This is a genomic window from Sulfuricurvum sp. (genome assembly GCF_041651515.1).
Taxonomy (GTDB): domain Bacteria; phylum Campylobacterota; class Campylobacteria; order Campylobacterales; family Sulfurimonadaceae; genus Sulfuricurvum.
Map to the genome: position 1 here is coordinate 438,730 of NZ_JBAZJF010000002.1, position 25,336 is coordinate 464,065.

A 25,336-nucleotide genomic window follows, 5' to 3' on the forward strand; every position below is an offset into this window, starting at 1 on the left:
GGGTAGTAAGTGACATTAAAAGCTCGTTCCCAACTCTTAATCGCGATCATTGTTACTGCTGTTTCTGTAGTAATGACGTCATATCATATTTCGAGTCAACGAAGCCATGCTGCAGAGAGAAGTGAGCGTTCTGCGCATAATGTGAAGCTGTCATTTAACTCTATTGTCAAGGATGTAGAGCATTTTTATGCTTTTCGCTCCTTTATAACTATGCGAGAAGCCGGTGTCTTAGCAGCTGTTAAGAACCGTGATACAGAAAGACTTTATAGATTAGTTCTCCCTCGCTATAAAGCACTCCGTGAAGAGAATCCTTACCTTATCATCATGCAATTTCATGCACCGGATGGTCAATCTATTTTGCGAATGCATCGGAAAAATCAGTTTGGCGATAATATTGCCCTGCGTCGTGCTATGTTGCGTGAAATTCACCGCACTCATAAGATGGTAAGTGGATTCGAGGGGGGAATTGAAGGCGTTGCTTATCGTGTCGTTATACCGATATTGGAAAAGGGTACCTATGTAGGAGCTTTGGAATTTGGGGTGGATACGGATTATTTTATTCATAAAATTAAAGAAGCTTCCGGTTCAGACGGTATATTGATGATTCATGAAAATTTTTTAGGGGCAGTTGATAAAAATACGTATAAAGACGGATTCTGGAAGTATCGGTACACTTCTAATCATTTGACACAGCGTGGGCTTATGGCACAGTATGCACAGAATAATCCGATGTTGGAACAGCGTAATATGCACTATCGCGGAAAAGATTACGAGATAACCCCTATCTTTCTAAAAGATAGGCAGGGGCATAATGCAGGAGTGATTTTCTCTATAAATGATATAACGGGAGGGTATGAAAATACGCTTCAAATGATCTTTGAGAGCTTTATTATTACCGTGCTGATGATAAGTTTCATCTTTGGACTGTTTGAGTACGGTTTTGCACATTTATTTCAAAAATTAAACCTTCAAGAACGATATATTCATACAATTCTTGATTCGCAGAAAAATATTGTTGTAGTTACGGACGGAGTGGCTATTATCTACGCCAATCAGGCATTTTTTCACTATTTTGGATATTCAAGTTTAGACGCGTTTCGGCACGACCATGCCTGTATTTGTGAATATTTTGAAACCGGTGAGTCGGATGAATATGTGCTGAGTGAAATGGATGGGGTATTGTGGACAGATTATTTAATACGTTACAACACCCAAGAGCATAAAGTTAAAATGAGCAGGCTGGGTAAAACCTCTATTTTTACCGTTCATTCACAAAAAATGGAGTATCAGGATCAAATCCGTCATGTTGTGGTATTTACCGATATTACAAAGCTTAATGAACTCGCTACGCAAGATCCACTGACTCATGTTGCGAATCGTTTTCAGTTTGACAAGGTTCTGGAACACTCTATTCGCCTCGCAACCCGTTATGGACGACCCCTATCAATGATATTAATTGACATTGACCATTTTAAACAAGTGAATGACCAATACGGTCATTTGGTCGGAGACGAAGTATTAAAACAAATAGCGGCATTATTGAGTCAAAATATTCGTAAAAGTGATAGTGTAGCGCGGTGGGGTGGAGAAGAGTTTGTGGTTTTACTTCCTGATAGTACCCTAGCATCGGCAGTAACGCTGGCAGAGGCATTACGTACACGGATAGAGTCGGATAGCTTTACTCCGGTAGAGCGGATTACGTGCTCCATTGGAGCAGTACAATGGAGTGTTGAAGACAGTCCCGATGCTTTATTGCGTCGCGTTGATACAAAGTTGTATGAGGCAAAAGAGAGCGGACGAAATCGAGTTGTTAGTTAATAAGACCCGATTTTAACACCAATTGCCACAAAATTGCCGAGGTTATTCCGGCAGCAAATCCTGCAATAATATCATCTCCCATAACCCCTAAGCCCCCTTTGGCTTCACGATCTATCCGACCGATTATAGAGGGCTTTTTGATATCATAAAGTCTAAAAAAGAGGAAACTCAGGGCAAGTTGTAATGCGATACCGTTGGTCCAAACACCAAGATCCGCTACACTAAAAAGGATCCCCGGTGCGATTGAGAGGGCGAACCACATTCCGACTAATTCGTCGATAACGATTTGTTTGTCATCATGGCTGTGCGTTTGGGCTTCATAAATATTGATTTGTTTAATGGCAACTAGGGTGATAAACAAAGCGGCTAGAAAAAGAGTTTGGGGACCTAAGAAAATCAAGATTGCAACCCCGATCGGTAAAGAGACGAGGGTTCCCATTGTTCCGGGTGCTTTTGGAGAGAGGCCGCTATAGCCTACGGTCAGAAAAAATGATCGAAGATTCATAGTATGTCCTTATGTGAGAGAGGTTGTTTGGTACAGTCGCATCAGTTCCACGTAAAAATCTTTTTCGCTGTGCTCTTCAAGCAGACCGTTGACGGGCATAATGTCATAATAGAGTTTAGCCAAATTTTTAAAGCGCTTAGGGTAAAGAGCCGCTACGATCATTGCAGAGATCTCCTTACGTACTAGAACCGCAGGGGGGAGAAGGCCTTGTTGCATTAATTCTAAAATAGATTCTGCATGATACGAAATGTGGTGGTGATGACCATGAGGGCAGGTCTGAACACTTACAAGGGTTTTGCACTGATTGCAATAGACATATTCACTTGCGATCCCCACTTCGATATCAATGCCGATAAGTCGGTCAATAATGGATTTATTCGCATTTCGATCATAATACATTCCGATGCCGGCATGATTTTGTCCGATCATTAACCGATCGCATCCGTAATTTTTTGCAACGATGGCATCGAGGATAACTTCATTGCTACCGGCAAATATATAGCTGCTCTCCAAGGGGACAATTACAACACGACTGCGCGGAAGATAGTTTTCGACAAAAAAGTTGAGAGTTTGGTGACGCAGTTCATAGGTTAGGTTGGCATTATTGTAGGGTTTAAGGAGAAAAATTACGATGAGGTCGGTACGTTCCAAACTTTGTCGAATCAGTCGCTCATGGGCACGATGCAGAGGATTGGCTGCCATAAAAAGGGCAGTGGTATGTTGTGCTCCAACTTGCTCTTTGGCTTGGCGTATGGTGGAGCGAATCGTTTCAACGGGAGAAAGATCAATGGTATAAGAACCACAAATCGCATATTTTCCTAGCCGTTTATGAGTTGCATTGACTCCCGGATGAGAGAGATCTTCGGTACCGTAGATTTGTCGAAGACGTTCATGAGGATTGATTTTATACACTTCATCAACACACAGCTTACCAACAACGATGTTATCACTCACTAAATCTAAGATTTCCCCTTTTTTTGCACTCGTTAAAATGGTTTCATTGATCTTTCCACTGGGGGAGAGGATAAGGGGAAAAGGGAATGTTTTACCATTAAACATGCCGCTATTGAGGACTTCTTTACTTTGAGCTTCATTCATAAGCTCGGTAACGGGATGGAGCATCCCTGATTTAAGAAGTGCAAGTGCCGATACCGCTTCTTGATCTATAAAGAGGGCTCTATTTTTTCTTGACGATGCCATATTTCTTTCTCTTTTCCCATAGGCTTTTACGCGAGATTCCCAATTTTTTCGAGAGTTCAGTGTCGGGGAACCGGTTTTGAAAATGGAGCATGATGTATTTGACATACTCTTCAATGGGCAATATTTCCCCTTGATCAAAGAGGTTGTTATCACTTTCGATCTCAATTACCCGATAAGGGGGATTATCGATAGGATCCGTGCCCGATATGATGCAGGACCGGTCTTGGATTAGATCATAAAATCCTTTGTGCTCACTTTTTTTCAAATTTTGAAAATCGGTGATATAAAGTACTGAATCATTTCCAAGGGCTGCAATGTCACTGAACGCTTTGGCAGAGCTCAGTGAGATAAAGTGGATTGTTTTATCATGATGGGCGGCATAACGAAATGCAAATGCATCGGCGTATTTTTGATAACTGCTGCAAATAAAGAGAGGGAGCTCGGTTTTATCCATATCTTCATCTACATTAATCGAATTGAAGGTGTGGGCAAGGTAGCGCTCATAGGTTTGGTTTTGGCGGCGAAGTCGTTCATGATTTTGGAAATGTTGGATTTTACGAATTAACTCTTCGATCATGAACGGCTTTAGGATGTAGTCTTTAGCTCCGGCGGCAAGTGGCTTGGAAACGGTATCGTTACTGATATAACTGACCATTAAGATGACAACTTCGTTTTTATAAGCTTCAATAACGGGATAGATATCTTGACCGCTGATGTTGGTAGAGAGTAATACAACATCGTAAGGAATCCCGCGTAGTCCCTCTTTGGTCGAACTACTGATATCACAGTTGTGGCTTAAATCGCTTAGCTTGGAAGCGATGCTTTGTGCGAGATAGATCTCGTTTTCGATAATGAGTATGTTCATCCGTTTTTCCAATCAAAATAGTGTACTGACGCTGTCGCGATTACTCCGACACCCTCTTTACGCCCGATAAAACCAAGGTGTTCTGTCGTGGTTGCCTTGACATTGATGCGAGTAAGGGGAAGATGCAGTAGGGTACTGAGAACATGGCGCATTTGTTCTTTATAGGAGGATATTTTCGGAGCTTGGGCGATAATGGTGATGTCGGCATGTGCAACAACAAATCCAAATTGGTGCAATTGTAAGACACATCGACGCAAAAGTTCTTTCGAATCAATATTTTTATAATTACTGTCGGTATCGGGGAAAAGCATCCCGATATCACCTAAACAGGCTGCACCCAGCAGTGCGTCAATGAGAGCATGAATTGCAACATCACCGTCACTGTGGGCTTTAAAGCCGACAGGGCTTTCGATCTCTACTCCACCCAAAACCATCGGTTTTCCCTCTTCAAAAGGGTGCACGTCAAATCCGTTTCCGGTAAAGAGCATGGTTGATGGGGGAATGAGACACTCTAGTGCGGCGATATCGGAAGTTTGAGTGAGCTTATCGGCGCGTCCATCCCCATCGATAAAAAAGCGTGTTCCGCCAAATGCGACAATCGCGCTGCTTTCATCCGTAAACTCTTGGGTTGTTTCGAGGGAGCGTACTAAAACTTCGGTTCGAGAGAGTTGCGGCGTTTGAATTCGTCTGACCATCGCTCGGTCAATGGTTTCATCATTATAGACAACCGTATCATGCAAACCCAGTGCGGGAACAATACAGTCAGCATCGTTTTTATGAGCAATGAGGCGATCAATAAGAGAAGGGTCAATACAGGCCCGAGCGACATCGCTGACCATAACGTACGGGGTAGTTACGTGCTTAAGTGCATTTTTTAACGATTGCTGTCGCGTCTCACCGCCACAGATGATCGTGAATGCACTCATCATTCGAAAAAATGGAACTTCATCCGGGTGTGCAACGACAATAATATTGGCATGAGGGAGGTGGGTTTTGATACGGTTAGTAACATAAAACCATAAAGGATCATGCCCAATACGAAGCCATTGTTTTTTGACAGGGACTTTAAAACGGCTGGAGTTGCCCGCAGCGAGTAAAATAAGTGTCAAATCAGACAAATTGTATCCTATTTTGAAAACTGTTACGAAATTATACACTTAAAAAGCTTTTTTTTATCTTTTTTGTGATAAATTCTAGAATACTTCAAACGGTAATGGGGATTCTTTTCCTAAATCCGCTTGAAATTTTTAATCTAAATTAAAAGAGATACGACCCTTTTAGGGGGTCTTATTTATAAGTCCAATTAAGCTTTTGTAAATGATCAAGGAGTAAGTATGAGAACCGCATGGGTCGCTGAGAGACAAAACGACACCGTTCGTACTCAGATGTATTATGCCAAACAAGGTATTATTACCGAAGAGATGGCGTATGTCGCCAAAGTAGAAGAACTCGATCCCGAGTTGGTTCGTTCCGAAGTCGCACGGGGACGTTTAATCATCCCTGCTAATATCAACCACAAAAACTTAGAACCGATGGCGATTGGAATCGCTGCACGATGTAAAATTAATGCCAATATCGGCTCATCGGCAATTGCAAGCGATGTTCAAGGGGAAATTGAAAAAATTCAAGTTTCTCAGCACTATAAAGCGGATACGGCAATGGATCTCTCTACCGGAGGGGATTTGGATGAAATCCGCCGTGCGGTGATCGAGAATTCCCGCATCCCGATTGGTACGGTTCCCATCTATCAAATTCTGCACGACGTCAACAATAAAATTGAAGATTTAAGTATTGAGGTTATGTTGGAGGTTTTAGAGCGTCAAGCACAGCAGGGTGTGAGCTATTTCACTATCCATGCGGGCTTTTTACTCGAAACAATGCCGAAAGTTGCCAAACGTAAAATGGGGATTGTCAGCCGAGGAGGCTCGCTGATGGCGGCATGGATGATGCACTATCATCGTGAAAACCCGTTTTACACGGCGTATGACGAGATTCTTGATATTTGTGCCCGTTATGATGTTTCTCTTTCACTGGGGGATTCACTTCGTCCGGGATGTTTGGCGGATGCAAGTGATGAGGCGCAGTTGGGTGAGTTGAAAGTGCTCGGTGAATTGACCCTCCGTGCTTGGGAGAAAAATGTTCAGGTGATGATTGAAGGGCCGGGACACGTCCCTCTCAATCAAATCGAGCGTAATATGAAAATTCAACGCGAATATTGCCACGAGGCACCGTTTTATATTCTAGGACCTCTTGTCACCGATATTGCGGCGGGGTATGACCATATCAGTTCCGCTATCGGTGCTGCGGTTGGAGGATGGCATGGAGCATCTATGCTGTGCTATGTAACACCCAAAGAGCATTTAGGTCTTCCGAACGCGGAAGATGTTCGAGAGGGGATTATCGCGTATAAAATTGCGGCACATGCGGCAGATATTGCACGCGGACGCAAAGGTGCTCGTGATGTCGATGATGCGATGAGTGATGCGCGTTATGCGTTTGACTGGAACCGTCAGTTTGAACTCGCCCTTGATCCTGAGCGGGCACGTGAATATCATGATGAAACACTGCCTCAGGATGTCTTTAAAGAAGCGGAGTTTTGTTCCATGTGCGGTCCTAAATTTTGTTCGTATAAAATTACGCAGCAGATTATGGAAAACCCTGAAGCGATTGAGCGTATCGCAGCAGAAGTTAAAGCTAGAAACGCAAGTTAAATCAAACAAGGAGAATTATTTAAATGACAGAAGAAATTGTAAAATCAGCATTATCAAAAGTGACCTATCCGGGTTTCACGAAAGATATCGTTACCTTTGGATTCGTTAAAGAGATTAAAATTGACGGTTCAAACGTGAGTGTTGTAGTGGATATTACCTCCAGTGCCCCTGAAGTGGCGCACCAAATTACTACAGAAGCGACCGATGAGTTAAAACGTGCCGGTGCAGCTGAGGTTATTATCAATATCCAGGCCCCTAAAATGCCTAGAGAGAGTTCATCCAAGGGTAAAAATATTGCCCCTCAAGTGAAAAACTTTATCATGGTAAGCTCAGGTAAAGGGGGGGTCGGTAAATCGACTACTTCAGTTAATCTTGCGGTAGCCCTAGCGATGCAAGGGAAAAAAGTGGGCCTTTTGGACGCCGATATCTATGGTCCTAATATTCCTCGTATGATGGGAATTGACGGAATTAAACCTGAAGTCGTCGGGAATAAAGTTCTCCCGATTAAAGCTTATGGTGTTGAAGTGATGTCAATGGGCTCATTGATGGAAGAGGGGCAATCGCTCATTTGGCGCGGTGCGATGATCATGAAAGCGATCGAGCAGTTCTTACGCGACATTATGTGGTCCGATTTGGATTGTCTTGTTATCGATATGCCTCCGGGTACCGGTGATGCACAGCTTACATTGGCTCAAAGTGTTCCGGTTACCGTTGGGGTTACCGTTACCACGCCTCAGATGGTATCGCTCGACGATTCTCGTCGAAGCCTCGACATGTTCAAAAAGCTTCATATCCCGATCGCGGGTGTTATTGAGAATATGAGCGGATTTATCGCTCCGGATACCGGTGTCGAATACGATATTTTCGGTAAAGGGACATCCAAGGCGATGGCAGATCAGTTTGAAACGTGTATTCTTGCCGAGATTCCGATTGAACCATCCATCCGAACCGGTGGAGATGAGGGTAAACCGATAACGTTTTATGCTCCGACTTCAGAGACCGCAAAACGATACATGAAAGCGGCGGAAGACTTGTGGGCAACCGTCGAAAAAATCAATGCTGAGGGGGGTGTGGATAATCAAGCGATTCAGCCGAACACCCCTCCGGGCGTATCAGCGTGTTCTACTGCTGCTGCACCTAAGCAAGAGGCACCTGCCGGCGGAAGCTGCGGAACCGGATGCGGTTGTCACTAATACTATAACTTATACCTCTGCTGAGGTATAAGACCCCATTTTTCCTTCTTCTTAAACTTTTTTTAGTATAATCAATCTATTTACGTAATTTACGCATCGGTGAGGCAGCATGAAAAAAGAGCAGACATTTTTAACCCTTGTACTGAAAGTAGTCGGGGTAATGATCCTCTTTACATTTCTTTTTATAGCAGCTTTTCGATATTTTGCCATAGTATCAGCGAGTGAGCGGGCACATACAGCTGCAAATATTGTCCAAGAATCTTTGACAGCCCATATGGTTACCGGAAGTTCAGAACATCAGAATGATTTTCTCAAGCATGTCAGTGAAATAGAGGGGATGCGCTCTCTGTGGGTCGTGCGATCGCAGAGTGTTACCTCCCAGTATGGTAATGGAATCTATCCCCAAGAACCGAAAGATGATATTGACAGAGCCGTTTTAAGAAACTCTAAAGCGTATGAAAAATCATCAGGATCGCTCTTTTCAGATACACTCTATCGTATCTCCCTCCCTTATATAGCAACGGATAAAGGCAAAATAGATTGTTTAAGTTGCCATGACGTTAAAGCAGGGACAACATTAGGTGTCGTATCGGTTGAAATGCAAATTAATGATCTGAAAGTGACGGGATTGGTGAGTACGGTTGCCATTCTTATCCTTTTATTTGGTGCAACCTTTATACTGCTACGTACTTTGCGGAGATTTGTAGCTTCGTACAAAGAGACACTCGATTCGGTTGCCCTTACGATGGAAAAAGCCGAAGGGGGGGATTACAGCTATCGAATCGATTCCAGTGATACAAAAGATGCATATAACGCTTCAATGTGGACCAACTCGTTGATGGAAAAACTTGATTCTACCCTTGTGGAAAGCGGTAAGAAAATGGGATCCTTAATTCGTATTGATCCTCCGAGTAATGATCCTCTCTATACTATTCGAACCGGGGTAGATCAGCTCTATGAAGTAGAGCGGTTTCGTAAAGCGATTGAAGATGACCAAAATCTTGAAGAGGTCTATGCTAGGATTATTGCTTTACTACGAACACGGTGGGGCTTAAGTGACTTTAATATTCTAGAGCTTAATCCACAGGATAAGACGACCCATGTTGTGCACTCCGAAAAAACACTTCTGTGTGATGCTATCAGCGGATGCCGTGCTGATCGGACAACTGCTACGATCGATTCGACGCAATGTGAGATTGCCTGTCCTAAAATGATTGATCCGGATGCTCACTATGTGTGTCGCAGTTATCCGATTGTGGATGACCTTGATATTGTGATTTCATTGGTGACTTTTGATCGGCGAGAGGTTAGTAAGATCCGTTTGGCACTGGATCAACTCAATAATTTTATCAATGCATCACGTTTGCAGATTGTTAACAAAAAACTTCAGCAAAGTGTCCGGATCGACCCGATGACGAAGCTTTATAACCGTACTTACCTCGAAGAGATGAGTACCTTGATCGTCAATCAATCCCGCCGGACGGCGATCCCTTATGGAATTCTAATTATTGATATGGACAATTTCGATGGAATTAATAGCTCTTATGGTACCCATGTTGCCGATGAAGTAATCAAAGCAATGGGACGTAATATTGCCGAATGTATTCGACAAAGTGATACCTTGATCCGATATGGCGGAGATACGTTTGCTGTGGTTTTATACGATTGGGATGGCAATGAAGTAATCGAAGTAGCGGAGAAAATTCGTCTCTCTTTTAAAAAGAAAATTCGGGTCAATACCTACGCTATTCTAAAAACCGTAAGTATCGGTATCGCATTGTTTCCTGAACAGAGTGCAGATATGATCGAGTGTATTGAATTTGCGAAGCGTTCACTGTTGGAAGCAAAACATCAAGGTGGAAATTGTGCATTGGTTTATGATCCTAAAACAATGATGATGTAAGGAAGTATAGTCGTTTTGAATTGGTGAAGCAGTGCTAGATGCATAGTGTAGTATCTTCCTCACAGGGTATGTGAGGAAGAAAAAAAGAGATTAGAATTGATCCCCTTCTCCATACATTCGTGCTTCAAACTCAACAACACAGTTTCGTCCGTTATGTTTCCCTTCGTAAAGGGCTGTATCGGCAAATTTAATGACCTTCCAAATAGAATCGGCATGAAGCGGGAAGTGCGATATTCCGATACTGAGCGATTTTTGAACGGTATCACTTCCGAATTGAAATTTTTTCTCACTGAAACGGGTACGAATTTTCTCTGCGACGGCCATCGCCCCTTCCGGTGTTGTGTTGTGGAGAAGAACAAGGAACTCTTCACCGCCGTAGCGTATTGGAAGATCCGATTTACGGACACTTTGTTGCAATATTTCGGCCAACGATTTGATCACAACGTCTCCTGCATCGTGTCCATAGGTATCATTGATCATTTTAAAGAAATCAATGTCAATCATCAAGACGGCATAGGAGATATTTGAACGCAATGCCTGCTCCGCACTTTTATCGATAAATTCTTCTAAAAAGCGGCGGTTATAGAGACGTGTAGGGCCATCACGCAAAGAAGAATCTCTGAGTTTATCCATAAGGGTACGGCTCTCTATAACGGCTTTGGCTGCTTCAAAGTAGTTTTTAATACTTGGCATAAAGAGATTCATTTTTTCGATTTCTGCACTGCTTTTTGCTGAATAGGAGAGGATTAAAGAGAGATCATCATTGATATTAAATGGGATACAAGTATAAGCTTTATCTTCTGCACAGTTTGCGCACAAGTTGGGGAAATCAGTCGAATAGACATCGCTTGCGGTACGGTAAGCTCTGCATTCCATTGCATTAGTGTCAGCAATGGGGAGGCAGAACGATTTGTGATCACTAATGTGGATGAGTTTACGCTCTTTCGTCATTTTATCCACTTCATAAAGGGCAAAATGGGTAAAGTGGAATTTCTCTCTGAGGACATAAACAAATCGTTCATAAATAGCATCTTTGCTACTATCAAGTTCAATCGTCTTTTTGAATTTATAAACATCGGAAAGCTCTTGGATAATCACTCCTGCAGTACTGAGCGGATCGGTTGTGGAAAGATTTGAGTGAGAAGAAAAAGTATTAAGATTGTGCTTAATTCCCCCAAAAGTATCTTCTATTTTTTCAAAGAGGGTATTCATCTGTTCGGCAACTTCACTTCCGGCGTCAGTAAGGGTTGTTTTAAAACGGAAGGTAAAATCTCCGGTACGTGCCCGTTTGATCCCTTGCTGCAAATTTTCGAACAGCTTCATATACGGTTTAAAATAGTAATTAGTTACCCATAATGCAATAATAATAAAAATGACATTAATAGCGAAGATTTTAGCAATTGTAAGCGCCCCTGTCAGACGAATATCATTGATATTGAATTCCATGCTGATAGCACCAAGGACATCCCCTTCTTTGGCATTATGACAGCTTAAGCAGTTTGGACTACCGTAAGCGGATGCAATATAAGGGATAGTGACACGTAAAACGGCATTTTTAGAATCTTCGTGAATTTCGCGAACGATAACTCCATCTTGAAGTACTTTTCTGTCAATGGCATCTCGGGGACGTTCGTTTTCCAATCCTAAACCGTGTTGGGCGATGACAGTTTGAGATCGCACGATCCATAATGACTGAACATCTTTTATATTGGCAATATTAGAAAGAAAAAATTCACGCTTATCCATAATGCCATTGACCATATGGGCAGTTAACCCGTCACGGACAATTTCTGCCGTCATTTTTGATTTTTCAATGGCATTGTTGTAGCCGTAGTCTCTAAAATTTAGGGCCACGTTGGTAATGGTGGCAACGGCAAGACCGATAAGCATAAGGGCAACAATAAACAAAATTTTTCGATTAGCATTCATGCCGGATATTCCTTGTAATGGACTAACACACTTAAGTAATTAGTGAGGATAGCTAAATAATTTTTAAAAATATATGAAAGTGGAGAAACTACCTTATAAAAGGCAGTTTATAGGGATGTATAGCGATTATTCGACGGTGACACTTTTTGCAAGATTACGCGGCATATCAACATCGTTGCCTAAGCGGACTGCGATCTCCATGGAGAGGAGTTGAAGTACTACCATCATTTCAAAGAATTCAAGCATGTAATCGTCTCTTTTCTGGGTACGGATATGATCGTCCGCTTTGTCAAAATCAAGAGGGCTGATGGAACAGATCGTTGAATCACGGGCGCTGAGCTCTTCTATATTACTTTTGGTTTTGTCGTAGAGTTTATGCTCAGGTAGCAAGGCAATGGTGAAAAGTTCGGGATCGGCTAGGGCGATGGGACCGTGCTTCATTTCACCGCTTGGGTACCCCTCGGCGTGTAGATAACTGATCTCTTTGAGTTTTAATGCCCCCTCCATCGCTAAGGGATAAAAAACATCTCTCCCTATAAAAAAGAAACCGTGTCCATGAAGATAACGTTTCGAGAGGCGACGAAGTTGTTCGTGAATAGTGTTGTCAACGGCTACGGTAGAGGGGAGGGTGCGTAAAAGTTGAATTTGACGTTTAATTTCACTGGATTCAAGAGTTGTACGCATTTTGGCGAGATAAAGGCTCATCATCCACAAAACACACACTTGTGTAGCGAACGCTTTAGTGGATGCTACCCCCTTTTCGATCCCTGCACGGGTTAAAATAGAAGCATCGGCGAGGCGAACCATAGACGAATTGTCAACGTTACAGATGACCATCGTTTTTAAACCGAATCGTTTTGCCATTTTGAGGCTTTCTAGCGTATCGGCTGTTTCACCGCTTTGGCTGATAACGACGAAAAGGGTATCGGGAGTCAAAAAGGGCTCACGGTAGCGGAACTCGCTGGCAAATTCGACCGATGTTTTGATCTTGGCGTGACGCTCGAAGAGATACGTTGCAACGAGAGCTGCATGGTAACTGGTACCGCACGCACAGAATTTTATTTCGTTGATCCCTTCAAAAAGAGAGTTCTCTAACTCTTCAAAATATACACTCTCCTCTTGTAAGCGTCCCATCAATGTATCGGCAAGAACACGGCTTTGCTCATATATCTCTTTTTCCATAAAGAAACGGTAGCCTTCTTTTTGGGCGGAAAGTTTATTTTCATCTAATGGAGTAAAAGAGAGTGGAACTTCGCTGTGTACAGAATTGAAAATAGAAATTTTGGTACCGGATGCATAACCGTAATAGCCATCTTCAAGATAGATCACTTCGTGACATTTTCCGATCAGTGCGGCGTCAGAAGATCCGAAAAATACTTCACCTTCTTTATTACGACCGATAATCATCGGAGAACCGTATTTGGCAAAAAAGATAGTGTCATTGACCGATGCGTTGACTAAAAGAATGGCGTAGGCTCCGTTAAGCTCTTTGAGCGTTTGCGCAAAAGCTTCAAACGGAGTTGACCCATTTCGTAAGTAGTATTCAAAAAGATGGACGATGACTTCGGTATCGGTTTGGCTCAGGAAATGGGTACCCTGTGACATAAGCATAGTTTTAAGTTCTTGATAATTTTCGATAATGCCGTTGTGGACAACATACGAATTTTGTCCAACATGAGGGTGGGCATTGAGCTCAGTCGGCTTGCCGTGTGTTGCCCAGCGTGTGTGACCGATTCCGACTGAAAATCCGGTCGTTTCAAAATTTTTGGCTTTCTCTTCTAGATTTATGAGTTTTCCGACAGCTTTGAACAATGAAAAGGTGCCGTTTTGTAGGACAGCGATTCCGGCAGAGTCATAGCCGCGATATTCAAGTTCTCGAAGTCCGTCGATCAAAATTTGTTTAACCGGTTTGACTCCGATATATCCGACGATACCGCACATGGCTATTCTCCTACTAATTTAGCAATTATTTCGCGCGCATTATCGCACATTCTGTTTTGTTTTTCAATTAAGAAATGATCGCGCGCCATGTTTTTATTGGTATGGATTTTAGCGGTAGCGATATTGATTTGTGCTTCATCAAAACATTGAACGAAATAGGCCAGTAATCCTCTTTGATTTGTCGTATTGAGATTGAGTTGTGCGTAATGGATCGAGTGGTCACAATCGAGGGTGATTTCGCTGGGTTTAATAATCGGTTTGGGAAGATCGATTTTTTTCGACATATCAAATGCCTCTTCAACAATCATTTCAATTTGCTCCATCGTCCCCTCGCGAGGGCGCTGCAAAAATTCAATTTTAAAGTACTTGATACCGTCAAAGAGGGTAAAAATATCCATCGATGCAACATCAAGATAGCTGAGCTTTCCTAATAAATAACCGAGATTGAGGGGAATTTTTCGGTAAATATGAATTACCAATCCCCCTTCGATATCCAGCTGGTAGGTAAACGTTTGACATTGAAACGCCTCTTTGGAAATATTGATGATTTCACTTGGGGTGTGTTTGAAAAAGAAGAGATTGGATTCGATTGCGAGAACTTTTTTCTGCTCGATTTTGCTTAGCTCGCCGAACTGAGGATCATTGGTGAGTTTTTTCTCTTTATTTTGCCGTTTGATCGCATCGGTGATGCGGTCATTTTGTGAGGCTATTTCAAGCGAGGCCTCATAGAGTTCATGGAGTAAATTGGCACCAAACCCGGTATACGTTCCTGGACCCACCCCATTAACATCCGCGTACGTGAGGATATAAAGGAGTTTTAGATTTTCGGGTGTTTTTATCTTAGACATAAATTGATAAAGAGTTTTTTCATGATAGAGGTTTTCACGGTAGGCGACATGGGTCATAAGGACATGATTACGAACCAATAAAGCTGCTCTTTCATATTGAAGAGAAGGGAGTTTGAGGTTTTTGATAAAAGGAACGATCAGTTTTGTCCCTACTTCACTGTGGTCTTGTTTGCGTCCTTTTCCTGTATCATGCAGCAAAATAACTGCTTTTAACAAAAGTTTGTCCGTAGCGGAAAGTTGCGTGTATAAAGTTTCAACATAGGGATCTTTGATTGATTCGAGTGCTTCGATACATTTGATCGAGTGTAAATCCACCGGATAGGTATGATAACCGTCAAATTGAGGGAGATGGAGCACTTTTTTAAACGCTCCGATAAGGTGGTGTAAAATTCCCGCATCGTACAAGAGTTTCATAATAACATAGAGATGGTCGCGTTCAAATAATTTACGTAAAAAGGTATAGGTTTTGACTTTGAGGGGATGCCGGATAATAGTATACGTAAAATGGAACAAAACGCTGGAGTCGAATTTCCATTCCCGATCTTCGAGGGAGTTTAACATCTCCAAAAGGGTTTCTATCGGCGGAGTAGGGATGTTATAAGAAGAATAGAGTGTCCCCTCTATGGCATAAAAACCTTTTTGAATTCTCCCTGCCCGTAATGCAGCGGTTTGAGTCGGATCATTAAGATAGATACGTGCCATTTTTTTGACATAGATTTGGGTGAAGTTATTGATACGCCATTGGGCTTCGAGCAGTTTGCTAACCAATTTACGTTCATCACTAAAGCCGAGCATTTGTGCAATACGGGGCATATAATCGAGGACGAGTTGATCTTGCTGTTTTCCGCTGAGCAAATGCAGTGCACTTCGGACTCGAAACAGGAGTTCTAAGGCGATTCGATATTCACGATACTGCTCCTCACTAAAGAGTTGATCGCTTAGTTCTTTGAGGCTGTTGACGCCATAGATGGTTTTTGCAATCCAATAGAGCAGTTGCGAGTCACGCAATCCACCCACCCCCTCTTTGATTTGCGGTTGCATGGAAGAGGGGAACTTGCGGCGGCGAATATCGGCTTCTTCTATCTTCGCCAATATAAATGCTTTGGGGTTATCATGTCTGATAGCTGTGAGTTTATTTTGCGTTGCACTCCACGTAAAAGGGGAGCCTATTATGAGCCGTGATTCCATCATCGCCGTTTTGATCGTAATATCTTCACGTGATGCTGATAGTAAATCACCGACTTCGTGGACACGGTGCCCCAGTTTTAACCCTGCATCCCAAGCAAGATAAAGAAACTTTTCGATAATAGCGGCGGTATTGTAGCCCTCATTCTTTTCATACACGATCATAAGATCGATGTCACTGTGTACACAGAGCTGCTCACGCCCGTAGCTTCCCAATGCGATAAAAGCAATCGGGATCGAGCTTCGCATAGGGAGGTAGTTTCCGAATAGTCGTCGTAATACGGTTTTGTACATGAGGCTGATGATGGAGTCGAGCGTTTTTGTATGGATGACGAGAAAATCTTTTCCCTGATTACGCTCAAAAATCATCCCTAAAGAGTTTTTATACTCTTGGATATGGAATTTAAACCGTTTCGATATTTCGAAATCCGAACCGTTCTTATCGATCAAATCTTCAATTTCTTCGGTGATGCTCATCTGGGCTACTTTTTATTTTATTGTAGCGAAAATCTCTCTTATTGAAAGGGTGGATATAGACGAAAAAATAGGCAGTAGAGTTTTTTTACTGATGACTTTTAGCGCCATTTTAAAATGTGCTATAATTATCTCAAATACCTCCAAATGAGGAATCATTATGCAAACCATAACCTTGGAAGTTCAAGAGAGTGTCAGTGAAAAATTTATGTGGTTGTTATCGCATTTTAAAAAAGATGAGATTGTTATCATCAATAATGAACGATTAGAATTTTTAGAACGGTTACGTATTTCAGAAAAAGAGGTCAATGAGGGGAAAATCAAACCTTTTGATTTGGAAAATTTAACAAAAAACGTCAGTTAAATGTACACAATCGATCAAACGGAAGTTTTTGAACGGACGGCTCAAAAATTCTTTAAAAAACATCGTGACTTACTTGCCAGATTTGGAGAAGTCATTGAGTTGCTTCAATCCGATCCTTTTTCTCCTACGCTGAAAATGCACAAGCTAAAAGGGGAACTTTCTAAATATTACGCCTGCCGACTTACCTATGAATATCGTATCGTTTTGACGATTATTATTACAGATGAACAAATAATTTTGATGGATATTGGCAGTCATGATGAGGTTTACTAAAAGTTGTTTTTCTGATAGACAACATATAAAGAGCCTGTCCCCTCTTTTGTTGAAGAGTTGGATATGAATTTACGGGATAAAACTAAAAATCAACATTTTCTGCCTCGAGTCGAGCAAAGGCTTAATGCGATTAATCCTTCAGTTAGCAAGAAAAATCAAAAAATCTATTCGTTTAAATTGAATGATCGCGAATCATATTCTATTAGTCTGGAATCACAACAAGGCTTCAACATCTCAAATACTCTAAGCTTGAACGATCTATTTAGTTTTGACGTCCTGGAACAAGAGGCTTCCAGATACAACTTCGAGACACTATTTAATCAGTACGAAGCTAATATTAAATCAAATACTGAAAGCCTAATTGCAAAACTGCCTACAGCAGGTGCTGACATAAAGTCAGAAATCCTGAATATTTTTCTTTTAAAGTTTTTAAATTTTGTTCGAAATCCATATTCGATAAAGAAGGTTCTAAATACATTTCCTCAGCTCAGAAACGTGCATCCGACTGACCCTACCCATTATAAAAATTTCGAATGTGTGCTTAATGGAAGAAAGCCTCAGCAGAGCCATCTTTGTAATAAATTGGGTATATCCGAAGAAGAATATAGAGATTGGCTTTCAATTATTTTTCTTTTATTAACACCTTTTGAGGAAGGTCAGTTGAATTTTCTGGAGCAAGTTGTAAAAGGACTTTATGAAAATCCAGAAACATTCATCATGGTACTGATATACACCTATGATGTTAAAACATGCCTTCTTTCTGATCGTGGATATAGTATTCCTTTGCCTGAAGACGATCATATGGCTTGGGATTTTAATCTCTACAAGCATGGATTTATTAGATATATCTTCGGAAATTTGGATTTACTTGCTCCTGCAAGTGCTTCTAAGCAGCTTATAGATAGATTAAAAGCAAAGCCAAAATCAATTGATGTACATAATATTACCAATGATTTGAATGCGCTAGCGCAGTATAATAGGAATGTTGTATACCAGTGCAATCAAAATGTATTTAATTCTAGTACTGAGTGTTATGGTTTATAGCAAGTTTTTTTTCCTTCTTTTTCCTCATTCATGTGGAACAAGAATATTGGATTTGTAGAATATTTCTTTCGCTATAATGCGCCAAAAAATAAGCAATAAAGATTTTAAAATGAATTTGATTGAAAAAGTAAAAAATCATGAACGCTTGAGTCTGGAAGAGGCTACGGCTTTGTATGATTTAGACCTCTTCACTCTCGGCGAGCTCGCGGATGAACGCCGAAAAGCGTTGCACGGCAAACAAACCTATTTTAATATCAATCGCCACATCAATCCGACGAATATCTGTAAAGACGTGTGCAAATTCTGCGCTTACAGTTCCAGCCGAAAAAATCCTAATCCTTATACGATGAGCCATGAAGAAATTTTAGCGATTACGGATGACATCGTTGAGCGCGGAATTTCAGAGGTGCATATCGTATCCGCCCATAACCCTGAAACGGGATTAGAGTGGTATTTGGAAGTATTTAGCAAGATCAAAGCGCGTCATCCGGACCTTCATGTCAAAGCTCTCACGGCGGCAGAGGTTCATTTCCTTGCCAAAGAGTACGGCAAAAGCTACGATGAGATACTCGATTTGATGATTGCTAACGGTGTCGATTCGATGCCCGGTGGCGGTGCGGAGATTTTTGATGAAAAGGTGCGAGATTACATTTGCAAAGGAAAAGTCAATTCACAGCAATGGCTGGAAATCCACCGTAAATGGCACGAGCGTGGGATGAAATCCAACGTCACTATGCTTTTCGGTCATGTCGAAGAACGACGTCACCGAATCGATCACATGATGCGGATTCGCGATTTGCAAGACGTAACGGGGGGCTTTAATTGTTTTATCCCTCTTGTATATCAGAGTGAAAATAATTTTTTGAATGTCAAAGAGTATATTACCGCGCATGAAATTTTAAAAACAATGGCAATCAGCCGAATCGTTCTCGATAATGTTCCAAACCTTAAAGCCTACTGGGTTACTTCGACCGTGAATCTTGCCCTCGTGGCTCAAGAGTTTGGGGCAAACGATCTTGACGGAACGATCGAAAAAGAGTCGATCAATTCGGCTGCAGGGGCAAAAAGTGCACACGGTGTAAATCTTCAAGAGTTTGTCGGATTGATTAAGAACAGCGGATTTGATCCGATTGAACGCGATAGCTTGTATAATACGATTAAAGCATGGTAAGGAAAAACGATGATATTAATGATTGATAATTATGACAGTTTTACTTACAACATTGTGCAGTATTGTTTGGAGCTTGGAGCGGATCTAAAAATCATCCGTAACGATGAGATGAGCGTCGAAGAGATCGAAGCGCTCCATCCGGAAAAAATTATCATCTCTCCCGGTCCTGCAACGCCCGATGATGCCGGAGTAACACTCGATGTCATTCGCTATTTTGCCGATAAAGTTCCTATTTTAGGAATTTGTTTGGGGCATCAAAGTATAGCCCAGGTATTCGGGGGACACGTTGTGCGGGCAAATCGTATGATGCACGGTAAAACGTCCAGAATGGTACGTCAGGGCGAGACCCCGATTTTTGATAAATTGCCGGAGATGTTTACGGCGACACGCTACCACTCCCTTATTGTTGAGCAAGAAAATCTTCCCGAAGTGATTATTCCAACCGCATACAGTGAAGATGACCATGAAATTATGGCTTTGGAGATTAAAGACAAACAAATATACGGTGTCCAATTTCACCCTGAATCGATTATGAGTGAGTTTGGACATGAGATACTTAATAATTTTCTAAAGATATGAGAGAACGCCCCCTTTTTTTAGCATTATTGGGGATTAATTTTCTTCTCCTTTTTGCACAGGTAAAAGGGCTCTCCATCAGCTCCACCGAAGCGGAGCTCCTATATGGACAATTTACTCCGCTTCAATGGATTACCACCCTTTCCCTTAAATTTTTCGGTCACAACGATTATGCTCTCCGTTTCCCGATGATCGCTTTGCATCTCATCTCGATGGTATTGCTATTCTTGATTTCCAAGCCGTATGTGACGAGAGAATTTGATCGAATCTGGATTATTGTTATTTATGCGTTGCTTCCGGGGGTGGCGAGTGTCGCTTTGGTCTTAGACAGTGCCGGTCTTGTAATTCTCGGGACGTTTTTGTTTGTCTATTTATATCAGCAGGACGAACGGTATTCGATTGTTTTAATGCCGTTTCTTTTTTGGCTGGATCCGGCGTTTATTTATTTGTTTTTAGGGACGGCACTTTATGGAGTGGTAAATAAGCGTTATTGGCTTGGAGGAAGTGCAGCACTCTTTTTCGGTATTGCGCTGACCTTGCATGGTATTGAGATCGGCGGTAAACCTCAAGGACGGTTTTTGGATGCTCTTGGGGTATATGCGGCTATTTTTTCTCCGATCGTATTTCTTTATTTTTTCTATGTTCTGTATCGCCGCTTTATCGCCAATCAGCGTGATTTACTTTGGACGATCACCACGGTTGCTTTTTTAATCTCTATTCTTTTGTCTTTTCGTCAAAAAGTTCCGATTCAAATGTTTGCCCCTTTTATGATGCTGACCCTTCCTCTTGCGGCACAGACGTTTTTGGAAACCTATCGTGTCCGTCTGAAAGAGTTTCGTAAACGGTATGCCTATCTCTTTTATTCAGCACTGTTTTTACTTATTATGAATGCTATGGCTGTTTTTTTTAATCAATATTTTTATCGCTATTTTCATAATCCAAAAGATCATTTTGCCTATCCGATGCACGTAGCTAAAGAACTTGCACGTACCTTGCATCAAGAGAAAATCGAGTGTGTGAATGTACGGAACGAAAGCTTACAGCTACGACTCCGTTTTTACGGAATAACACAGTGCAATAAGTATAGATTAGAGGATACCCCCCATCCAAACAGCAAAAAGGTTACCATAAGTTACAAAAATACTCCTGTGTTTACGACATATGTTACTAAAGTAAACAGAAAGTAATCTTATGCCTCTTCAAACCACTTCAAAATCCTTCAAATAGCCCATAAATGATATAATCTTGGCAAAAGATTCTTCGAAGGAGTTGCAATGGCTCAAAGAGCGATTCGTGAATACGACGGTAAAGCAATTTTCTCAAAACACTGGGAAAAATATTTCAGCGGTTTTCATTACGGATTTAAATCGGTATTGGTAACCAGTGGTGATGAATTGCGTGCATGTGCGCAAAAACACGGTTTTGAATGGTTGAAACAAGAGGCATTGGTTGCAAAACCGGATATGCTGTTCGGTAAACGGGGTAAAAATGATCTCGTATTATTTAGAACCAACAAACCGGGTGATGTCACGCTCGAAGAAGCCGCAAAATGGATTGATGAAAAAATTTCTCATGAAACGACTCTTCTTTCCGGTCAACACGGGACGTTGACCCATTTTATCGTTGAGCCTTTCACTCCGCACGCTCAAGATCAAGAGTACTATATCTCTGCAACGACTGTCGGTGAAGACGATGTTTTGTATCTATCGGCTGAGGGCGGTATGGAAGTTGAAGAGGGATGGGAAGAGAAAGTTAATGAAGTAACGATCCCTATTACTATGGACGATGCTAACATCGCCCATTTGATCCGTGCTAATGTCCCTGCGGGGATTCCTGCTGAAAACAAAGAGCGTTTTATCGCATTTGCTGAGCAATTTTATAAATTTTACCGTGATTTGAACTTTGCATACCTTGAAATCAATCCAATCGTTATGATCGGTAACGATATGCACATTCTTGACCTGGTCGCTCGTCTTGATGACACTGCCGGTTTCATGATGGGTGAGTCATGGTGCGGTGCTGAGTTCCCGACAGCGTTCGGTATGGAAGATCAATCTCCTGAAGAAAAAGCGATTGCAGAAGCAGACTCGAAATCGGGTGCTTCATTGAAACTTACTATTCTTAACCCTATGGGTCGTATCTGGACGATGGTTGCAGGTGGCGGTGCTTCGGTGGTATATGCGGATACTATTGCTGATTTGTCCGGCAATGTTGCGGACTTGGCAAACTATGGCGAATACTCAGGCGGACCGACAACCGGTGAAACCAAATTTTATGCGGATACGGTATTGGATTTGATGACCCGTCACAAAGATCCGAAAGGTCGTGACAAAATCCTTATTATCGGTGGAGCGATTGCAAACTTTACCGACGTTGCGAAAACGTTTACCGGTATTATCCAATCATTTGAAACCTATGCGGAAAAAATGAAATCGGTCGGTGCTCGTGTTTATGTACGCCGTGGCGGACCAAACTATGAAAAAGGTCTTAAAGACATTAAAGAGGCAGCAGACCGTTTAGGTCTTTATATCGAAGTTTATGGGCCGGAGACGCATGTTACTGACATCGTCCGTATGGCTTTAGAGAAATAAGGAGAGAATGATGGGTGCTTTATTTACTAAAGATACACAAGCGATTTTTTGGAATAACAATGCAAGCGCAATTCAGCGTATGTTGGATTACGATTATGTCATTAACCGTACTAAGCCATCGGTTGCGGCGATCGTTGCTCCTACATCAGGGAATAAATTCGAGAAATTTTTCTACGGACCTGATGAAGTGATGGTTCCGGTCTTCCGTAATACAACCGAAGCGGCAGCGGCATTTCCTAATGCAGATGTTTTATTGAACTTCGGTTCTTTCCGTACAGCGTATGATGTAACCATGGAAGCGATCGAGATCAAAGGGCAGTTTAAAACGATCATGGTTACGGCTGAAGGTATCCCTGAGAGACTCGCACGTAAAATGAACCAAGCGGCTCGTGATGCGGGTGTAGTTGTTATTGGACCGGCAACGGTCGGCGGTATTGCACCGGGTGCATTTAAAATTGCAAACGTTGGCGGAACGATCGAAAATATTATCAATTCTAAACTTCACCGTGCCGGTTCATGCGGACTCGTAACCCGTTCAGGCGGTTTGTTCAATGAACTTTCAAACATCATTAGTATTAATGCGGACGGTATTTCCGAGGGTGTAGCGATCGGTGGTGACCGTTTCGTTGGATCGGTATTTATTGATAACCTTCTTCGTATGGAGAGAAACCCTGAAGTTAAATATATGGTTCTTCTAGGGGAAGTAGGGGGTACTGAAGAGTACAAAGTGATCGAAGCGGTAAAATCAGGCCAGATCAAAAAACCGATCATTGCATGGTGTATCGGAACGATTGCGAAACATTTCAGTTCAGGTGTTCAATTCGGTCACGCGGGTGCTTCGGCAAATGCGGATGCCGAAACGGCAGCGTCTAAAAATGAAGCGATGGCAGCTGCAGGTATCTACGTACCTGCAAGTTTCAACGATCTTCCGCATAAAATAGCAGAAGTATACGGAAAACTTCGTGCCGAGGGGATTATCGGCGAAATCGTTGAGCCGGAATTACGCACAGTACCAAAAGTACGTCGTAAGAAAGAGTTTATTTGTACGATCTCTGATGACCGCGGTGATGAAGCGACGTACGCGGGTTATCCGATCAGCTCGGTGGCAACTCCGGAAACCGGTTTCGGTATCGGTGATGTTATTTCACTCCTTTGGTTCAAAAAACGTTACCCAAAATGGGCAACTGACTATCTTGAGACGGTTATCAAAACCGTAGCGGATCACGGTCCAGCTGTATCAGGTGCACACAATGCAAAAGTCACTGCACGTGCCGGTAAAGATGTTATCAGTTCATTGGTAACAGGGCTTTTGACCATCGGACCACGTTTTGGTGGTGCGATCGATGATGCAGCGCGTTATTTTAAATACGCAAATGACCGTGGTATGTCTCCGGCAGAGTTCATTGATTACATGAAAAAAGAGGGTAAAACGATCTCGGGTATCGGTCACCGTATTAAATCGGTCCGTAATCCGGATCTTCGTGTATCGGGATTGAAAAAATACGCAGCAGAGCACTTTCCAAGTACACCTTTGCTTGATTTTGCTCTAGAAGTTGAAAAATTGACCACATCGAAGAAAGATAACCTTATCTTGAACGTTGACGGTACTATCGGTATCTTGATGGTTGATATGTGGCGTGCACTTGGATATTCGGAAGACGAAATTGACGGCTTTATCGAAGCGGGTGCATTGAATGCCTTCTTCGTTGTCGGTCGTTCTATCGGATTTATCGGTCATATCTTGGATGAAAAACGTCTTGGTATGCCGATGTATCGTCACCCGACAGACGATATTCTTTATAACGTCGAACTTGCAGACGAAATCTAGTAGCAGTTTTCTCTTACATTTCCCCTTTGCAGGGGAATTGATCTATCTTCTTTCTCTTTCCTCTTTTTTTTTATTCTTTTGTTATAATCACCCTCAGTTGAATACTATATATAGGTGATTTTATAATGAAACGTTTTGCTTTTACGATGCTCGAACTGGTTTTTGTCATTATTGTTATTGGTATTTTGGCGATATTAGCCATGCCAAATTTTAGTCGCCACCCGTTACAAGAGGCTGCAGAACAAGTAGCCAGCCATATTAAATATACACAACATCTTGCTATGGTAGATGATAAATATGATGTCAATGATGCAACTTGGTGGCAAAAACGGTGGCAAATTCATTTTGAAGATGATAGCTATGATGCTGGACAAAAAATTTATGTGATCTATCATAATGATGATAAAGACACTAATGAAGATGATAATGAGACAGCACGTGATCCATTATCTGGTCAGCTGATGCGTGGAGCAAATAGTAAAATCATGTCTTCTCCTTATAAATATATGGATAATTTAATGATCTCAAGGGAATATGGCATAACAAATGTAAACTTTAGTAATGGCTGTCATCCTTCTTCTCCAACTTCAAGTAGATTAGGATTTGACAATATAGGAAGACCATACTTTTATACTGCGAATACTTCACCATATGCTGATCTATTAACAGTAGATTGCAATATTACGCTGACTCATTCAGAAGGTACAGCAGTGATTACAGTCCATCCTGAAACTGGTTACGTATCGATTCACTACAACTAAAAAGTAATTCTTTTTAGTTGTAGTGAAATTTCTTTCGGTTTGCTCTTGACATCCATTACATTTTCCCCTATAATTCCCGTCCACAAACGATGAGACGCCTTGAGTTAAGGCATTGAGTTTGAGTTTGCGATCATTGAAAACTAAGTAGGTTTAGCG

Annotated in this window: 20 protein-coding genes; 13 read left to right on the forward strand and 7 right to left on the reverse strand. The window is 41.9% G+C overall.

All coding sequences use genetic code 11. The features are described from left to right. The first annotated feature begins 9 nt into the window (after nt 1-9). Nucleotides 10-1,818, forward strand: a complete 1,809-nt coding sequence (locus WC407_RS05415) for a diguanylate cyclase (RefSeq protein WP_373021560.1) — start codon at nt 10-12, stop codon at nt 1,816-1,818. Here WC407_RS05415 and WC407_RS05420 read toward each other — a convergent pair. Genes WC407_RS05420 through WC407_RS05435 form a run of 4 tightly spaced genes read right to left on the reverse strand, consistent with a single transcriptional unit; the run spans nt 1,811 to nt 5,506 of the window. Beyond that, a complete protein-coding gene (locus tag WC407_RS05420; protein ID WP_373021561.1) occupies nt 1,811-2,323 on the reverse strand; it encodes a phosphatidylglycerophosphatase A in 513 nt (170 codons plus the stop codon). The genes WC407_RS05415 and WC407_RS05420 overlap by 8 nt on opposite strands. 9 nt (nt 2,324-2,332) lie before the next feature. Further along, on the reverse strand, nt 2,333-3,523 hold the full coding sequence (locus tag WC407_RS05425; protein WP_373021562.1) for a sulfate adenylyltransferase: 1,191 nt from the start codon (nt 3,521-3,523) through the stop codon (nt 2,333-2,335). Next, nucleotides 3,501-4,388 carry a hypothetical protein gene (locus WC407_RS05430; protein WP_373021563.1) on the reverse strand — a complete coding sequence of 296 codons (888 nt, stop codon included), beginning with the start codon at nt 4,386-4,388 and terminating at the stop codon, nt 3,501-3,503. The genes WC407_RS05425 and WC407_RS05430 overlap by 23 nt, the downstream gene beginning before the upstream one ends. Beyond that, a complete protein-coding gene (locus tag WC407_RS05435) occupies nt 4,385-5,506 on the reverse strand; it encodes a bifunctional 2-C-methyl-D-erythritol 4-phosphate cytidylyltransferase/2-C-methyl-D-erythritol 2,4-cyclodiphosphate synthase (RefSeq protein WP_373021564.1) in 1,122 nt (373 codons plus the stop codon). The genes WC407_RS05430 and WC407_RS05435 overlap by 4 nt, the downstream gene beginning before the upstream one ends. Nucleotides 5,507-5,722: 216 nt before the next feature. Here WC407_RS05435 and thiC point away from each other — a divergent pair, with 216 nt between their 5' ends. The 3 genes from thiC to WC407_RS05450 all read left to right on the forward strand — a co-directional run bounded on the left by thiC (nt 5,723) and on the right by WC407_RS05450 (nt 10,195). Further along, nucleotides 5,723-7,099, forward strand: coding sequence for a phosphomethylpyrimidine synthase ThiC (gene thiC, locus WC407_RS05440; RefSeq protein WP_373021565.1), 1,377 nt, complete (start codon nt 5,723-5,725; stop codon nt 7,097-7,099). Nucleotides 7,100-7,122: 23 nt separating this feature from the next. Then, nucleotides 7,123-8,292: a P-loop NTPase gene (locus tag WC407_RS05445; protein WP_373021566.1), complete on the forward strand. Its 1,170-nt coding sequence runs from the start codon at nt 7,123-7,125 to the stop codon at nt 8,290-8,292. A 109-nt stretch (nt 8,293-8,401) separates the two neighbouring features. Further along, on the forward strand, nt 8,402-10,195 hold the full coding sequence (locus tag WC407_RS05450; RefSeq protein ID WP_373021568.1) for a GGDEF domain-containing protein: 1,794 nt from the start codon (nt 8,402-8,404) through the stop codon (nt 10,193-10,195). Nucleotides 10,196-10,285: 90 nt separating this feature from the next. Here the strand turns inward: WC407_RS05450 and WC407_RS05455 are convergent, their stop codons facing one another. From WC407_RS05455 to WC407_RS05465, 3 genes are all read right to left on the reverse strand, one after another. Continuing rightward, on the reverse strand, nt 10,286-12,124 hold the full coding sequence (locus tag WC407_RS05455) for a diguanylate cyclase (protein ID WP_373021569.1): 1,839 nt from the start codon (nt 12,122-12,124) through the stop codon (nt 10,286-10,288). Nucleotides 12,125-12,250: 126 nt separating this feature from the next. Then, the gene (glmS, locus tag WC407_RS05460; RefSeq protein WP_373021570.1) at nt 12,251-14,065 is read right to left on the reverse strand and encodes a glutamine--fructose-6-phosphate transaminase (isomerizing); all 1,815 of its coding nucleotides are present in this window, start codon (nt 14,063-14,065) and stop codon (nt 12,251-12,253) included. A gap of 2 nt (nt 14,066-14,067) precedes the next feature. After that, on the reverse strand, nt 14,068-16,575 hold the full coding sequence (locus WC407_RS05465; protein ID WP_373021571.1) for a DUF294 nucleotidyltransferase-like domain-containing protein: 2,508 nt from the start codon (nt 16,573-16,575) through the stop codon (nt 14,068-14,070). Nucleotides 16,576-16,732: 157 nt separating this feature from the next. On the opposite strand from WC407_RS05465, the gene WC407_RS05470 reads away from it, so the two are divergent. The 9 genes from WC407_RS05470 to WC407_RS05510 all read left to right on the forward strand — a co-directional run bounded on the left by WC407_RS05470 (nt 16,733) and on the right by WC407_RS05510 (nt 25,180). Beyond that, nucleotides 16,733-16,936, forward strand: coding sequence for a hypothetical protein (locus tag WC407_RS05470; protein WP_373021572.1), 204 nt, complete (start codon nt 16,733-16,735; stop codon nt 16,934-16,936). Continuing rightward, nucleotides 16,937-17,209, forward strand: coding sequence for a type II toxin-antitoxin system YafQ family toxin (locus WC407_RS05475; protein ID WP_373021573.1), 273 nt, complete (start codon nt 16,937-16,939; stop codon nt 17,207-17,209). Between the two features lie 63 nt (nt 17,210-17,272). Beyond that, nucleotides 17,273-18,253, forward strand: coding sequence for a hypothetical protein (locus WC407_RS05480; protein WP_373021575.1), 981 nt, complete (start codon nt 17,273-17,275; stop codon nt 18,251-18,253). Nucleotides 18,254-18,362: 109 nt separating this feature from the next. Then, nucleotides 18,363-19,424 (forward strand): aminofutalosine synthase MqnE, encoded by a 1,062-nt coding sequence (gene mqnE, locus WC407_RS05485; RefSeq protein ID WP_373021576.1) that lies wholly within the window; start codon nt 18,363-18,365, stop codon nt 19,422-19,424. A gap of 9 nt (nt 19,425-19,433) precedes the next feature. Then, nucleotides 19,434-20,003, forward strand: a complete 570-nt coding sequence (locus tag WC407_RS05490) for an aminodeoxychorismate/anthranilate synthase component II (RefSeq protein WP_373021577.1) — start codon at nt 19,434-19,436, stop codon at nt 20,001-20,003. Then, a complete protein-coding gene (locus WC407_RS05495) occupies nt 20,000-21,187 on the forward strand; it encodes a hypothetical protein (protein WP_373021578.1) in 1,188 nt (395 codons plus the stop codon). The genes WC407_RS05490 and WC407_RS05495 overlap by 4 nt, the downstream gene beginning before the upstream one ends. 87 nt (nt 21,188-21,274) lie before the next feature. Further along, the gene (locus WC407_RS05500) at nt 21,275-22,591 is read left to right on the forward strand and encodes an ATP citrate lyase citrate-binding domain-containing protein (protein ID WP_373021579.1); all 1,317 of its coding nucleotides are present in this window, start codon (nt 21,275-21,277) and stop codon (nt 22,589-22,591) included. Between the two features lie 10 nt (nt 22,592-22,601). Next, nucleotides 22,602-24,419 (forward strand): citrate/2-methylcitrate synthase, encoded by a 1,818-nt coding sequence (locus WC407_RS05505; RefSeq protein WP_373021580.1) that lies wholly within the window; start codon nt 22,602-22,604, stop codon nt 24,417-24,419. Nucleotides 24,420-24,544: 125 nt separating this feature from the next. Next, complete coding sequence (locus WC407_RS05510; RefSeq protein ID WP_373021581.1) at nt 24,545-25,180, forward strand: Tfp pilus assembly protein FimT/FimU; 636 nt, start codon at nt 24,545-24,547, stop codon at nt 25,178-25,180. The last annotated feature ends 156 nt before the right edge of the window (nt 25,181-25,336 follow it).